The 14,845-nt window shown below is 60.3% G+C and carries 15 protein-coding genes; 11 read left to right on the top strand and 4 right to left on the bottom strand.

Translation table 11 applies throughout. The features are described from left to right. Window positions 1–6 precede the first annotated feature (6 nt). Window positions 7–1,113: a CAF17-like 4Fe-4S cluster assembly/insertion protein YgfZ gene (gene ygfZ, locus ACQ4WO_RS12045; RefSeq protein ID WP_436481627.1), complete on the bottom strand. Its 1,107-nt coding sequence runs from the start codon at window positions 1,111–1,113 to the stop codon at window positions 7–9. Window positions 1,114–1,289: 176 nt separating this feature from the next. On the opposite strand from ygfZ, the gene mltG reads away from it, so the two are divergent. The 9 genes from mltG (at window position 1,290) to ACQ4WO_RS12090 (ending at window position 8,304) form a co-directional block, all read left to right on the top strand. Beyond that, entirely contained in the window at window positions 1,290–2,276 is a 987-nt protein-coding gene (gene mltG, locus ACQ4WO_RS12050; protein ID WP_436481628.1) for an endolytic transglycosylase MltG, read from the top strand. Window positions 2,277–2,298: 22 nt separating this feature from the next. Continuing rightward, window positions 2,299–2,940 (top strand): dTMP kinase, encoded by a 642-nt coding sequence (tmk, locus tag ACQ4WO_RS12055; protein ID WP_436481629.1) that lies wholly within the window; start codon window positions 2,299–2,301, stop codon window positions 2,938–2,940. Window positions 2,941–2,955: 15 nt separating this feature from the next. Beyond that, window positions 2,956–3,984 carry a DNA polymerase III subunit delta' gene (locus ACQ4WO_RS12060; protein ID WP_436481631.1) on the top strand — a complete coding sequence of 343 codons (1,029 nt, stop codon included), beginning with the start codon at window positions 2,956–2,958 and terminating at the stop codon, window positions 3,982–3,984. Window positions 3,985–4,246: 262 nt separating this feature from the next. Next, a complete protein-coding gene (locus tag ACQ4WO_RS12065) occupies window positions 4,247–4,879 on the top strand; it encodes a carbonic anhydrase (RefSeq protein WP_034756156.1) in 633 nt (210 codons plus the stop codon). 92 nt (window positions 4,880–4,971) lie between these two features. Continuing rightward, on the top strand, window positions 4,972–5,751 hold the full coding sequence (locus tag ACQ4WO_RS12070) for a TatD family hydrolase (RefSeq protein ID WP_436481632.1): 780 nt from the start codon (window positions 4,972–4,974) through the stop codon (window positions 5,749–5,751). Between the two features lie 16 nt (window positions 5,752–5,767). Next, window positions 5,768–6,418, top strand: coding sequence for an ankyrin repeat domain-containing protein (locus tag ACQ4WO_RS12075; protein WP_436481634.1), 651 nt, complete (start codon window positions 5,768–5,770; stop codon window positions 6,416–6,418). A gap of 252 nt (window positions 6,419–6,670) precedes the next feature. Next, window positions 6,671–7,594 (top strand): class I SAM-dependent methyltransferase, encoded by a 924-nt coding sequence (locus ACQ4WO_RS12080; RefSeq protein WP_436481635.1) that lies wholly within the window; start codon window positions 6,671–6,673, stop codon window positions 7,592–7,594. Window positions 7,595–7,694: 100 nt separating this feature from the next. Beyond that, the gene (locus ACQ4WO_RS12085) at window positions 7,695–7,943 is read left to right on the top strand and encodes a hypothetical protein (RefSeq protein WP_034756165.1); all 249 of its coding nucleotides are present in this window, start codon (window positions 7,695–7,697) and stop codon (window positions 7,941–7,943) included. A 163-nt stretch (window positions 7,944–8,106) separates the two neighbouring features. Continuing rightward, window positions 8,107–8,304, top strand: a complete 198-nt coding sequence (locus tag ACQ4WO_RS12090; RefSeq protein ID WP_128143192.1) for a hypothetical protein — start codon at window positions 8,107–8,109, stop codon at window positions 8,302–8,304. Window positions 8,305–8,369: 65 nt separating this feature from the next. On the opposite strand, the gene ACQ4WO_RS12095 is transcribed toward ACQ4WO_RS12090, so the two are convergent. Continuing rightward, window positions 8,370–9,488 carry a phospholipase A gene (locus tag ACQ4WO_RS12095; RefSeq protein ID WP_436481636.1) on the bottom strand — a complete coding sequence of 373 codons (1,119 nt, stop codon included), beginning with the start codon at window positions 9,486–9,488 and terminating at the stop codon, window positions 8,370–8,372. Window positions 9,489–9,759: 271 nt separating this feature from the next. Here ACQ4WO_RS12095 and fusA point away from each other — a divergent pair, with 271 nt between their 5' ends. Both fusA and ACQ4WO_RS12105 read left to right on the top strand, forming a co-directional pair. Beyond that, window positions 9,760–11,868, top strand: coding sequence for an elongation factor G (gene fusA / locus ACQ4WO_RS12100; RefSeq protein ID WP_436481637.1), 2,109 nt, complete (start codon window positions 9,760–9,762; stop codon window positions 11,866–11,868). Between the two features lie 178 nt (window positions 11,869–12,046). Beyond that, a complete protein-coding gene (locus ACQ4WO_RS12105) occupies window positions 12,047–12,577 on the top strand; it encodes an SRPBCC family protein (RefSeq protein WP_436481638.1) in 531 nt (176 codons plus the stop codon). Window positions 12,578–13,473: 896 nt separating this feature from the next. On the opposite strand, the gene ACQ4WO_RS12110 is transcribed toward ACQ4WO_RS12105, so the two are convergent. After that, window positions 13,474–13,911 (bottom strand): hypothetical protein, encoded by a 438-nt coding sequence (locus tag ACQ4WO_RS12110; RefSeq protein ID WP_436481640.1) that lies wholly within the window; start codon window positions 13,909–13,911, stop codon window positions 13,474–13,476. After that, the gene (locus tag ACQ4WO_RS12115; RefSeq protein ID WP_436481641.1) at window positions 13,908–14,813 is read right to left on the bottom strand and encodes an alpha/beta hydrolase; all 906 of its coding nucleotides are present in this window, start codon (window positions 14,811–14,813) and stop codon (window positions 13,908–13,910) included. The genes ACQ4WO_RS12110 and ACQ4WO_RS12115 overlap by 4 nt, the downstream gene beginning before the upstream one ends. Between the last annotated feature and the right edge of the window lie 32 nt (window positions 14,814–14,845).

Raw genomic sequence — 14,845 nt, forward strand, 5'->3', positions numbered from 1 at the left:
GCATTCTCACAAGTCGAGTGCGTCGAGCACGTAAGGCATGGGCAGGAACTGCACGGCAGCGCCCTGGGCCGAGCCGTAGCGTACGGCGCCGGCGGCGCTTGAACCTTCTTCGATCGCCCCCAGCTTCATTTCAACGAGGGCGTCGATGCCGCCCACGCCGTTCGGCGCCGCGTTGACGACCATGCCGCACGGTTGCTCGGGGTCGCTCACGGCGAACAGTTCGCCGCCGGCCACCACCGAGGGATCGGCGATACTGACGAGGGTGGTGCGGCGTTTGAGCTTGCCCAAGTACTGGCTGCGCGCGACGATTTCCTGGCCCGGGTAGCAGCCTTTCTTGAAATTGACGCCGCCCAGCAGCTCGAAGTTGACCATTTGCGGCACGAACTGCTCTTGCGTGGCGGCCGTGATCTGCGGGATGCCCGCATGGATGTCCGACAATTGCCAGGCGTTATTGCCGCCCTTGGCGAGAGTTTCTGCCAGCTGCGGCCACACGTTCTGCGCCGTGGCGGCCGACGTCAGCCATTGATAGCGGGCGCTGCCGAACGCATCGGCCACGCGCAGCAGGGTGCCTAGCGCGTGGTCCACCTTGCTGAACGGCGCGGCGGGCAGTGCCGGGAACCAGGCGGACAGGGCCGCGCTGGCTTGCTTGCCGCCGAGGCCCAGTAAGATTTGATTGGACTCATCGGCGGACGCATCGTGCAGCTTGGCCTTGGCGCGCAGCACAAACATCTGCAAGCGCTTCTGAATCGCCGGCTGTATGGCGCGCGGCAATTGCAGATAAATGGTGGTGGCGTTGCGCCACATCAGGAAACTGGCCAGCAGCCGGCCCTTCGGCGTGCAGTAGCCGGCCAGGCGCACTTGCTCCTGGCTCAGGTGTTCCACATCGTTGGTCAGCTGGCCGTGCAGGAAACTGGCTGCATCGTCGCCGTTCAAGCCGATCAAGCCCTGGTCCGTGATGGCCGCGACAAAACCTTCTTGCAGCTGGGGCACTGTCAGGGACCGGCCAAAATCGGCGATGGGGGAGTTTGCTGTGCTGTCAGGCGCGCCATCGATGGCAACGGGGCGGGCGCCTTGTGCTGTTAAAAATTGATTCCAGTTATTCATAATTTCCATTAGATCAGCGATTAAGCATTATCATTACGGGTTCATTATAGTGATGTCGCGCAGATTGCGTCGGCAGCGGCAAGATTGCCAGTGTTGGCGCCGCTTTGCGCGCACTTGCTTCACAAATGAACGATCATAACAAGCGCGCGTTGCCCGCCAGCGCCCGCATCACAAGAATCGGAACAATGGCTTTCTTTAAAAAACTTGTAGTCAGTTCAGTCATCGCCGCCATCGGCGTCGGCGGTACTTTTGTGTACTGGGCACAGCAGCCCATCACCACGGACGGCGAAGCGATCCCGTTTACGATCAACCCGGGCAGTGGCGCGCATGCGGCCGGCCAGCAGATCGCGGACGCGGGCGTGCCCATCGTTCCCATCCTGTTCAACATGCTGGCGCGCATCGAAGGCAAGACCTCGAAGATCAAGGCCGGTTCCTACGAGCTGAAACCGGGCACCACGCCGCAGCGCCTGATCACGCAACTGGCACGCGGTGAATTCGCGCAAGAGTCGCTGACCATCATCGAAGGCTGGACCTTTAAACAAATGCGCCTGGCCATGGCCAACCACCCGGGCCTCAAGCACGATACCGTGGGCCTGTCCGACAAGGAACTGATGGCGAAAATCAGCCCTGAATATGTGCACCCGGAAGGCTTGTTCTTCCCGGATACGTATCTGTTCGCCAAGGGCGCCAGCGAAATGCAGATTTTCAGGCAGGCGCACACGGCCATGATCGGCCGCCTGTCCGAAGCGTGGGACAAGCGCGATCCGGCCTTGCCATATAAAAACCCGTACGAAGCCCTGATCATGGCTTCCATCGTGGAAAAGGAAACGGGGCAAAAGTCCGAGCGCGCCATGATCGCCGGCGTGTTCGTCAACCGCCTCAAGACGGGCATGCTGCTGCAGACGGACCCGACCGTGATCTATGGCATGGGCGACAACTACCAAGGCAAGATCCGCAAACGCGACCTGGAAGCGGACACCCCGTACAATACCTACACGCGCGGCGGCTTGCCGCCCACGCCGATCGCCCTGGCTGGCGCGCAATCGCTGACGGCGGCGTTGGCGCCGGCCCGCACGCAGGCGTTGTATTTCGTGGCGCGCGGCGACGGCACCAGTCAGTTCTCGGCCAACCTGCCCGACCATAACCGCGCCGTGAACCAGTACCAGCGCTAATTTCACCAGATTAAGAAGTTTCATGACACAACACCATCAACCCCGCTTCATCACCTTCGAAGGCATCGATGGCGCGGGCAAGTCGACGCATATCGGCTTTGTCACCGACTACCTGCGGCAAAAGGGCGTGAGCCTCGTCTCGTCGCGCGAACCGGGCGGCACCAGCCTGGGCGAAAAGCTGCGCGAACTGCTGCTGCATGAAAAAATGCACCTGGAAACGGAAGCCTTGCTGATGTTCGCCAGCCGCCGCGAACACATCGCGCAAGTCATCGCGCCCGCTTTGGCGCGGGGCGAGTGGGTCATTTCCGATCGATTTAGCGATGCCAGCTTTGCCTACCAGGGCGGCGGCCGCGGCATGGACCTGGGCAAGATGGAGACGCTGGAAGCGTGGGTGCATCCGCACCTGCAGCCGGACCTGACGTTTTTATTCGATGTGCCGCTGGCCGTCGCCCGCGCCCGCCTGGACGCTACGCGCGCGCTCGACAAGTTCGAGCAGGAACAGGCGGACTTTTTCGCCGCCACGCGCAACGAGTATCTGCGCCGTGCGGCCCAGTTCCCGGAACGCTTCCGCATCATCGATTCCACGCAAAGCATCGCCGACATTCAAGTGCAGCTCGCGCAGCTGCTGGATGTTTTACTTGAGAAAAGCACTGCAACACACTGATTTACAAAGAATAAAATGACCAGTTCTCTCTATCCATGGCAACAGGACGCCTGGCAGCAATTGCAAGCCTTGCGCCCGCGCATGCCGCACGCCATTTTGTTCCATGGCGCGCAGGGCATCGGCAAGGCCGACTTCATCGAGCATTTCGCGCAAGCGCTGCTGTGCGAAGACGTGCGTGCCGACGGCCATGCCTGCGGCGCCTGCGCCTCATGCGGCTGGTTTAGCCAGGGCAACCATCCCGATTACCGCCGGGTCCGTCCGGAAGCGCTGGAAGACGAGGTGGCCGACGACGGCGAAGAGGGCGAAGGCGCGAAGAAAAGCGCCAAGACCAAGACGCCGTCGAAAGACATCAAGATCGAGCAGATCCGCAACCTGGCTGATTTCATGAACATTTCCACGCACCGCCAGGGCTTGCGCGTGGTGGTGCTGTATCCGGCCGAGGCGCTGAACACGCCCGCCTCGAACGCCTTGCTGAAGACGCTGGAAGAGCCGCCGCCGGGCACCTTGTTCCTGCTGGCATCGAACAGCCTGGACCGCTTGCTGCCGACGATATTGTCGCGCTGCCGCAAGTTTGCGTTGCCGATGCCCAGCCACGAGCAAGCCTTGGCGTGGCTCAAGCAACAAGGCTTGAACGACGCGGACAGCTGGCTGCGCGAGCAGGGCGGCGCACCGCTGGCCGCGCTGGCCCAGTCCGAATCGGGCGGCCGCGAGGAGACGGAACAATTGCTGCAAGTCTTGGCCAACCCTGGCGTGGAAGCGGCCCTGAAGGCGGCCGACAAATTGCAGAAGGCGCCGTTGGCGCCGCTGGTGGCATCGCTACAGCGCTGGCTGTACGATGTGTTTTCCGTCAAATTGTCGGGCACCATCCGCTACTACCCGCGCCACCGGCGCGAACTGGAAGCCTTGGCAGGACGCATCAACGTGAGTCGTCTGATGGCCGCCATCAAGGCGGCGAACGAACGCCGGGCGATTGCCGAGCACCCCTTGTCGCCCAAGCTGTTCCTGGAAGATATGCTGCTCGATTACGCTTCCAGTTGCCAATGAAATCAAGCGCTTGTGTTGCTGAGTTAATGTAAATTCTCTCCCCGCCGTTTGCCGCGCCCGCAAGCCGGTGTTCCAGTCAAGACACTGGACAGCAACGGAGGCGTGCATGACAATCGGAATACGGCCAGTTCGGCTGGGTCATTGATCCAGAGGGCAACAAGGTGGAGCTGTGGCAGCCGCCTGACGCGCAGTAGGCGGGGCAGTAGGCAAGCCAGACGCCATTCAGCGATAATACGGGCTCAGATAACGATCCCTATTTATTATGCGCGACATTATTGCTGGATTCCTACGCTTCCAAAAAGAGGTTTTTCCTGAGCGCCGCGAGTTGTTCAAAACCTTGGCCACGGGGCAAACCCCGAAGGCCCTGTTCATTTCCTGCTCGGATAGCCGCATGGTGCCAGAACTGGTGACGCAGCGCGAACCCGGCGAACTCTTCGTGATCCGCAACGCGGGCAACATCGTGCCGTCGTACGGCCCTGAACCGGGCGGCGTGAGCGCCACGGTCGAATTTGCCGTGTCCGCCTTGAACGTGAGCGACATCGTCATTTGCGGCCATTCCGATTGCGGCGCGATGAAGGCGATCGCCACGTGCGCCTGCCTCGATCACATGCCGGCCGTGCGCAGCTGGCTGCACCATGCCGATGCGGCGCGCATGATCAACGAATCGGTCGACCATCCGACGGAACAGTCGCGCATCGATGGCATGGTGCGTGCCAACGTAGTCGCGCAACTCAATAACCTGCGCACCCATCCTTCGGTGGCGCTGGCCATGGCGCAACACCGGCTGACCCTGCACGGCTGGGTGTACGACATCGAGAACGGTTCCCTCGATGCACTCGACGAGTCGACCGGCAACTTCGTTCCGCTCGCGGAACATCCGGCCTCGCAGATGTAGTCGGCTGCAAGCCTCCGAACCGCCCCGGCAGGGGATGCGCGCCGTCGCCGTCCCCCTGCCAGTTTTCGCTCCCTCCGGTACAATCCCGCCTTATGTATATCGATTCCCATTGCCATATCAATTTCCCCGAGCTGGCCGCTCGCATGCCCGAGATCCTCGCCAAGATGGCCGAGAACAAGGTGACGCACGCCCTGTGCGTGTCCGTCGACTTGCCGGACTTCCCGCAGGTGCTGGCCCTGGCCGAGCAGTATCCGCATATCTTTGCCTCCGTCGGCGTGCATCCCGACTACGAGGACACGCCTGAACCGTCCGTGGAAGACCTGGTGCGATTGGCGGACCACCCGAAGATCATCGCCATTGGCGAGACGGGCCTCGACTATTTCCGCCTGACGGGCGACCTCGAGTGGCAGCGCGAGCGTTTTCGCACTCACATCAAAGCTTCAAGAATCACGCGCAAGCCCTTGATTATTCACACAAGAGCGGCCAGTGAAGACACGATACGCATCATGCGCGAAGAGGGCGCTGGCGTGGCCGATGGCGGCGTGGCCGGCGTCATGCATTGCTTTACGGAATCCCTGGAAGTGGCGCGCGCCGCCATCGACATGGGTTTCTATATTTCGTTTTCCGGCATCGTCACGTTCAAGAGCGCCAGGGATTTGCAAGCCGTGGCCCTGGAAGTGCCGCTCGAGCGCATCCTCATCGAAACGGATTCGCCGTACCTGGCGCCCGTGCCGTTCCGCGGCCGCATGAACGAACCGGGCTATGTGGCCCACGTGGCGGAATACCTGTCGACCCTGAAAGGCATCCCGCTGGAGCAGGTGGCGCGCCAGACGACGGACAATTTCTTCAAGTTATTCAATCAGTTGCCGTAACTTCTGAAAGTCAGACATGATGAAAAAACTCGCGCTGGCGATGCTGCTTTGCTGCGCTACCGCCAGCCAGGCGGCGCCGGAACCGGATGCTTTTTTCCGCGCCGTGTCCGTCAACAACGCCAGCGGCGTGCGCGACATGCTGGCCGAGGGCATGAACCCGAACCAGCCCGACGCGCAGCGCGGCGACATTCCCCTCGTGCTGGCCTTGCGCGACGATGCGGACAAGGTGTTCAAGGTGCTGCTCGACGCACCCGGCATCGACATCGAAGCCCGTTCGGCCAATGGCAACACGGCGCTGATGATGGCCGCCTATAAACACAAGCAGGATGCCGTGAATGCCTTGCTGGCCAAAGGCGCTAAAGTCAACCAGAGCGGCTGGACGGCGCTCCACTATGCGGCTTCGGCGGGCGACTTGCCGATCATGAAGATTTTATTGGACCGCGATGCCGCCGTCGATGCGCGCGCGCCCGCCAACGTCACGCCGCTGATGTTCTCCGCCCGCGAGGGGCAGGAGGGCGCCGTCAAGCTGCTGCTGTCCTGGGGCGCGGACGCCAGCCTGAAAAGCGACCATGGCTGGACGGCCGTGCAGTTTGCCCAGGCCGGCGACAAGCCGGGCGTGGTCGCCATCATCGAAGCGGCACAGAAGGCGCGCGCGGCACGAAAGTAATTTTCTAGCAATATTTTCCATGCCAGCGCTGAAACTGGCATGGAATTGCCTCTCAGCTCAGCCCTTTGTTCTCCGTGCCGATTAACGATAATGATCGTGTCGCATTAATCAGGAGATTTTCGCATGGGCAATCACATCAACGTCAGGCGCCGGCTGGTTTGTCGCCGCCCCTCGCGCAGCCCGTGCGATAACACTGCTTTCTGGAATGACAAAACCGATCGGCCATCGGAGCCAGACTCCAAGAGGACAGACATGCTGAATGAACGAGAAATCGAGAGTTGTTACCTGGGGCAATTTATCCCCGTCCATTACCACCACAATATGTTGATGGACCAGAACCGCATGCACGGGTTCAAGTCGGCGATCGATTACGCGGTGAAGCCTGGCATGAAAGTGCTGGAGCTGGGCGGCGGCACGGGTGTGCTGTCGTGGTTTGCGGCCGCGCGCGCCGACAAGGTCTGGTGCGTGGAGTTCAATCCGGACATGGTCAAGGAAGCGCGCAAGATGCTGGCGCTCAATCCCAACGGTGAAAAAGTCGAAGTCGTCCACGCGGACGCGTTTGAATACCTGCCGCCCGAGCCCGTCGACGTGGTCATCTGCGAAATGATTCATGTGGGCATGCTGCGCGAAAAGCAGGTGGAAGTGATCGAATCGTTCAAGCGCCGCTACCTGGCCCGCTTTGGCGGCCCGCTGCCCATCTTCCTGCCTGAGGCCGTCATCATGGCCGTGCAGCCGATGCAGCAGGAATACGATTTCGAGGGCTTTTATGCGCCCATCGTGCAATTCCAGGAAACCACGGCCATTCATCCTGGCGTGCAGGAGCTGGCGCTGCCGTCCGTCTACAGCATCATCGACTTCAGCCAGCCGACGGACAGCGTGTTCGGCTTCGACGGCAAGTTCGTCGTCGAGCGCAGCGGCACCCTGAACGCCTTGCGTTTCGTCACCAAGAACATCCTGGCCGTCGTGCCCGAGCGCTCGACCACCATCGACTGGCTGAACCACTACATGTGCTTGCCGCTGGCCGCGCCGGTCGCCGTGAAGGCGGGCGACGTGCTGCAAGTGAGCTTCCAGTACCGTGCCGGCGGCTCGATTCCTTCGCTGGAAACGTCGATCCGCGCGCAGGTGATCTATGACGTGAACCTGCAGCCTGCCACGCAGAACGCCGTCTACGCATAAGTAGCGTTAATTCAAAGGCAACGCCGCAGCGATTTCATCCTGCGGCGTTTGTCCATTCAGGGTATATTTCGTCTTTTACCCACTGGACAGCTTTACTATCATGGAACAGATCGATCAGCGTTACCTCGTGCAACAGAACAAAATCAGCGATGGCGAAACCAAACCGCCCGTGTTTGCCAAGGTAATGCGCAGCAAGGAAGGCGTGTTTGAAGGCGTGTCCTTCATCAAGTCGAAGGACAAGGCCTCGATCCTGACCATCGAAGATGCCAACCAGGCCATCAAATGGGCCACCAGCAAAAAGCCGAACGCGCATGAATACATCACGAAAGTGATTTGCGTCGGTCAATAAAGGTAGCCGCAGGCGCCGTTCATTCCCGTTTTTGCACCGTTCATCCCCCCAGCACGCAGTTCATCGCACGGCCGTTGCCGCCGTGGCGGCGCTTGCATATAGTGGCGTCACGGTAGCGGGGCAAGCACGGCTTGCTCCGCACATTTCATTCTAGGGGGACGCGATGCTGGGATTTGTGCTGTGGTTGCTGCTCTTGCTCGTATGCTGGCCCCTGGCCTTGCTGGCCCTCGTGCTGTATCCGCTGGCCTGGCTGCTGTTGCTGCCATTCCGCTTGATCGGCATCGGCGTGGAAGGCGTGTTTGAATTGCTGCGCGCCATCGTCATGCTGCCGGCCCGCGTGCTGGGCGGCGGCCCGCGATAAGTCAGATATTTCCCATAAAAAATGGCGCCGTCGGCGCCATTTTTGTTTGCGGTACTGTGTTTAGCTTACAGGTCGACCATGAAACCGGCGCCGATCGATTTCTGCGAATAGTTATAGTCGATCAAGCTCTGGCCATAGCCGGAGAACAGTTGCAGATAACCTTTCAGGTTGGCCTTCAATGGGAAAGCCCAGCTTGCCTGCATGGAGCCATGCTTCTTGCTGAAATTGCGGCGGGCCGTCACGGCATACTCGTGGCCCTTGTTGCGGTAGCTCACGCGCAAGTCGCCATGTCCCAGGTAATCGGTGATGTCGATATTGTCATTGTCGGTCTTGCCATTGTCGAGGCGGTGCCAGACACGGGCCGTGACGGCCAGATTGTCTTTTTCCATGCCCAGTTCGGCATACACGCGGTTCCAGCTGCGCGACAGGGTCGACGTCTGGCCGTTGGACTGGTGCACGAGGCCGAAGTTCAGGTAATTGAATTCCACGCCCGCGAAATTCTTGTTGATCGGCATGATCAGCATCAGTTCCGGCTGGTAATTGGTCTCGCGGAACGGGCTCGATGCCTTGCGGTTATACGCTTGCCAGAAACTTTGCTGCGTGTAGCCGAACCACATGTCGAGCGGCGTGCCGGCGATGTCTTCCAGCAGTTTCATCTTGAAGCTCAGCTGGAACGTCAGTTCCACATGCTGGCTCTTGATGCCGGCCGGCGTGAAATCCTGGAACGGTTCGTCGTTCGAGGCGTCGCTGTAATTGGCCAGCAACAGATAGTTGTCGCGGTGCGGGCGGAAGTTGAACAGCCCGCGCTTCGAGGCCTCGTTCAATTCCCACGATTGCTGGGTGCGCGAAATCGGCGCTTCCGGCGGCGCCGCGCCTGTCTGTGCGACGGCGGGAATGGCCGCGTTGACAGCGTCCGGCGTGGCCACGCCAGGCGGACTGACTGGGGTGATCGGGGCGGCCTCGGCTGCCGCTGCCAGGGTGACGGCCGCGTTGGCGGAATCACCACCGGCCGCGATGGTGGCTTTTTCCGCCGCTTTGGCCAGGGTGTCGAAGCACCCCAAACGGGCGCTGGCGTCGCCAAGCACGGCGCAACGCTGCATTTGTTGTTCCAGTTCACCGGCCATGGCCAGTGCCGGCGATGCCAGCAGGGAGGAGAGGATTATTTTTCTTAGTTGGATAGTCATAGGCTGAGTAGGGCATGTCGTTCGGTGCGCACCTTGGCTGCATGCCGGCGGCGTCGCCTTGCATGGTAATTGCCATGCGTATTGATGCTGATTAATCTTTGTTGATTTAATACTGATGAAAGTATAGCTGAATCGTTCATTTCCCCTGTGTCCTTGGCGTGCGCACGACGGACAGTGTTGCGCGCTTGGTAAACGGCACGCTGCCGTGCCGGCCAAATCGATGTCTGCTACACTGGAAAACCGGGTGCCGGGGCTAGCCATGGAGACTGTGATGACCCGCAAAACACCTATCGAGCGCTACCGCAATATCGGCATCAGCGCCCATATCGACGCCGGCAAGACCACCACTACCGAGCGCATCCTGTTTTATACGGGGGTCAATCACAAGATCGGCGAAGTGCACAATGGCGCCGCCACCATGGACTGGATGGAGCAGGAGCAGGAACGGGGCATCACCATCACCTCGGCCGCCACCACGGCCTTCTGGAAAGGCATGGCTGGCAACTTTCCTGAACACCGGATCAACATCATCGATACGCCCGGCCACGTGGATTTCACGATCGAGGTCGAGCGTTCGATGCGCGTGCTCGACGGTGCCGTGATGGTGTATGACGCCGTCGGCGGCGTGCAGCCGCAGTCGGAAACCGTCTGGCGCCAGGCCAACAAATACCACGTGCCGCGCCTCGCCTTCATCAACAAGATGGACCGGGTGGGGGCCGATTTCCTGCGCGTGCGTCAGCAGATCGCCGACCGCCTGAAGGGCGTGGCCGTGCCCATCCAGCTGCCGATCGGCGCCGAAGACCATTTCACGGGCGTGATCGACTTGCTGAAAATGCGCGCCATTACCTGGGACGATGCCAGCCAGGGCGTGCAGTTCAGCTATGGTGAGATTCCCGCCGAGCTACAGGCGCAGGCGCAGCAGTGGCACGAGCACATGGTCGAGCACGCGGCCGAAGCCAGCACGGAGATGACGGAACGCTATCTGAATGGCGACACGTTTACGGAAGCCGAGCTCAAGCAGGCCTTGCGCGCGCGCACGATTCGCAACGAAATCGTGCCTATGCTGTGCGGCAGCGCCTTCAAGAACAAGGGCGTGCAGGCGATGCTGGACGCCGTCATCGAATACCTGCCGTCGCCGATGGAAGTGCCGCCCATCATGGGCCATGACGAACACGACAATGAAGTGGAGCGCCATCCGACGGACGACGAGCACTTTGCCGCGCTCGCCTTCAAGATCATGACGGACCCGTTCGTGGGGCAATTGACCTTCTTCCGCGTGTATTCGGGCGTGGTGAATTCGGGCGACATGGTCTACAACCCCACCAAGAGCGCGCGCGAGCGGCTGGGACGCATCCTGCAGATGCATGCGAACGAACGCAAGGAAATCAAAGAAGTGTATGCGGGCGACATCGCCGCCGCCGTGGGCCTGAAAGCCGTCACCACGGGCGACACCCTGTGCGCCATCGACCACATCATCGTGCTGGAAAAGATGGTCTTCCCGGAACCCGTGATTTCGCAGGCCGTCGAACCGAAGACCAAGCCGGACCAGGAAAAGATGGGCATCGCCCTGAACCGCCTGGCGCAGGAAGACCCGTCGTTCAGGGTGCATACGGACGAGGAATCGGGCCAGACCATCATGTCGGGCATGGGTGAGCTGCATCTGGAAATTCTGGTCGACCGCATGCGCCGTGAATTCGGCGTGGAAGCCAATGTCGGCAAGCCGCAGGTGGCTTACCGCGAAACCATCACGCGCGCGGTGGAAGACGTGGAGGGCAAGTTCGTCAAGCAATCGGGCGGGCGGGGCCAGTACGGCCACGTGGTGCTGAAACTCGAACCGCTGGAGCCGGGCACCGGCTACCAGTTCGTCGACGCCATCAAGGGCGGCGTCGTGCCGCGCGAATTCATCCCCGCCGTCGACAAGGGCATCGTCGAAACCTTGAAGTCGGGTGTGCTGGCAGGCTACCCGGTCGTCGACGTCAAGGCAACGTTGACCTTCGGCTCCTACCACGACGTCGATTCGAACGAAAACGCGTTCCGCATGGCCGGCTCCATCGCCTTCAAGGATGGCATGCGCAAGGCACACCCCGTGCTGCTGGAACCGATGATGCAGGTGGAGGCGGAAACGCCGGAAGAGTTCATGGGCAACGTCATGGGCGACCTGACGGCCCGCCGTGGCATGGTGCAGGGCGTCGACGACGTCCCCGGCGGCGCGGGCCGCATCGTCAAGGCGCTCGTGCCGCTGGCGGAAATGTTCGGCTATTCCACCACCCTGCGTTCGCTGACCCAGGGCAGGGCCACGTACACGATGGAGTTCAAGCATTATGCCGCCGTACCCAAGCATATTCTCGATCAGGTGGCCGCGACGGGCAAAGCCAAGTAGGTCGGATTGGCGGGCAAAGCCCCGCGTAATCCGACAACATTGTGCGCCTGGGGCCGTTGGTGATGTCGGCTTACGCGCTGTGCGCTAACCCGGCCTGCGCTCAAGAGGGCGTACGGGCCTTTCCCATTTTCGGCGCCACTGTTACATTAACTGCCAGTCCACCAACACAGGAGAGAGCATGGCCACCGCAGAACAGAAGCAGGAAGGACAGCACCGCGACAGCAGCGACTTTGTCATCACGCAAACTTTCGACGCGCCGCGCGATCTCGTGTTCCGCTCGTGGGTCGAACCCGAGCGCCTGGCGCAGTGGTGGGGGCCTGTGGGATTCGAATTGAGTGTGTTGGCGCTGGATCTCAAACCGGGCGGAGTCTTCCACTACGGCATGCGCGCCGATAATGGCTACGAGATGTGGGGCAAGTTCACCTACCAGTCTATCGAAGCGCCTGAACGCATCGTTTCCATCCTGTCGTTTGCCGACAAGCAGGGGAACGCCGTGCAGCACCCCGTCAGCGCCACTTGGCCGCTGGAATCGTTCAATGTCATGACCCTCACCGAGGAAAACGGCAAGACGACGATGACGTTACGGTCGACGCCGCACAAGGCGACGGATGAGCAGCATGAGACTTTCAAGCAGGGATTTGAGTCGATGACGCAGGGGTTCAAGGCGACCTTCGCCCAGCTGTCTCAGTACCTGGCACGTGTTCAGTGATCGTATTGTTTTGAATGGCGGGCCAGAGCCGCGGGCCTGAGAAAATGTCCATGGCTGCGTTGCTTGGGCTCGCCGTACATGCGTACTGTCTTCGCCCGCGCGCCTTGCCCTGGCCATTTTTCAGGCCCGCTGGGCCCGGGGAGCCTGGATTTTGGGTGATGGCCTACTCGGCTTGATTTGTGCTTCGCCTTTTTTAGGGAAGGCCGAAACCGATATTCATATTTCAAGTTAGCCCAGAGCGGACATAACGAGGGATAACACCAGCTTTCAAGAGGTAGTATAGATATATGTGACCACGCTTGCGGAGTTGTCAAACCTTTGGCTCGGGTTCAAGGCACTTTACTCGGTTTTTAAACCATTGATAGCACGCACAGCCGATACCAAGTACCGCGCCGAGTTCTATGAGCGTACGTATATATGAGGCGAACACACTAGTAAACGGGCGGAAAGCCACGTGCATGAGAACAGAAATAATCATAAGCGTCGTGAGCGCAATGACCTATGCTAAAAATGAATACCAGCCTTTTTGGGTGAAACCTGCATTCCAGCGCCGGGTGTAGGTGGCCTGTCCGATCCAGAGGCCACAGAGGAATGCAAAAGTAGTGCTTGTGCACCCATACAAAGTCATGAACGAGCTAACTTCTTCGTCATAACTATTACGGCCGCTCCCAATCGTTATGGTTGTAGGGCCATCTAGATCAGTTGATGCTAAAACACCAAGAGCATCACCAAGAAATGTTAAGCCAAGTCCAACCAGGAGGATGGTGGTGATTCCAACTACCCAAGCGATTGCAGTTCGCATAGATCTTTTTCTCTCGATGTATAGTCGATGATTTGTTAGGCATTTCAAAACCACGATCGAGATAACCGGTCGGACATTTTTCTTGTATCTCTGTTTAGACTTGAAACTTCCATGTTGCCTCCGCTAACTCAGGCTCTGCCTGGCAAAATGCGCTGAGGCAGGCGTTCCCGGTGACGACCAGCCATTCGCGCCGTGTGTGTTCAAAACCCTGTAGCGTGTTCTCTTCCATACCCCAACTTCCTGTCAGCACTTCCAAGAGGTGGCTGCCGCACGGGAAGTCACTGGAATTCCAGTATCGCACCAGGTCGACCTCATCAAGCAAGCGAAATCCGTCTACGTCGGGGAACGTAATCTTCAGGCCGCTGACGTCATTTTGCTCTCGCGAACAAGCAATCAGCACAATCAGTGTGCCGTCGGCATAGCTGACGGAGGCAATATCGGAGTTGGACTGAACACCGCTTGACGGCAGATATGCGCGAGCCTTGAGCGCTACTTTTGTCATATCGCCCGCTTCAGGCACTACTCTCATCATTTCGCCTCCATCCCCAACATCCCCCGAACCACCGGCAAAATCATCCCCCAAGCATTCGACGTCGCCGCAATCTCGTCATAATGACTGGCCCCCGGCAAAATCAGCACCTCCGCATGGTCACCGGCCTTCACAGCTTTCGCTGCGTAATCGTGTGCCACGCGGGGAGGGGAGATGGTGTCCAGTTCTCCCGTGGCCAGCACGGTGCGGCTGCCGTTGGGGATGAGGTCGGCGGCGTTGGTATCGTTGTAGATGTCGGGGCGCTCAGTACTGGGCTGGCCTGCCAGCTGGGCGATGTCGCGCTCGCAGCTGGTCTTGATCAAGTCCTTTTCATGGCGCAGGTCGGCCAGGCCGCCCAGGCTGACGATGTTTTTGACTGGCAGGAACTTGTCGCGGTACAGGGGACTGGTTTTTGGCAGTTTTTCTCGCCCGGCGATCCATTGCACCAGCTGGCCGCCGGCCGAGTGGCCCATGGCGACGATGCGGGTCGTGTCGAGCTGGTATTGGGGCGCGTGCTGCTGCAGGCTGTCGAGTGCCGCGTGCATGTCTTCGTAGGTGCCAGGGTAGCCGCCTCCCGGCTCGTCCACGCGCCGGTACTCGACATTCCACACGGCGATGCCTTGCGCGACGAGGGCGCCGGCCACGTTGCGCATCTGCTTGATGCCGCCGAAGGCCACCGTCCAGCAGCCGCCATGCACGAGCACGACGACGGGGAACGGGCCGCTGCCTTCGGGCCGGAACAGCTGCGCGTATTGCGACGGTGCGGGGCCATAGGCGATCTGCGCCGTGGGCGGGGGGCCGTTCAGGGCCAGGTAGTCGTCCAGGCTCATGGGGGCGGCGACGGCGCCGTGGACTGAGGCGAGCAGGGCGCTGGCGATCAGGGAGGACGGCAAGGAAGTAGGCATGCTGGAATTCGCTTGAGAAGAGAGCAACACTT

This window comes from Janthinobacterium aestuarii, from assembly GCF_051380835.1.
In the GTDB taxonomy this organism is placed as follows: domain Bacteria; phylum Pseudomonadota; class Gammaproteobacteria; order Burkholderiales; family Burkholderiaceae_D; genus Janthinobacterium; species Janthinobacterium aestuarii.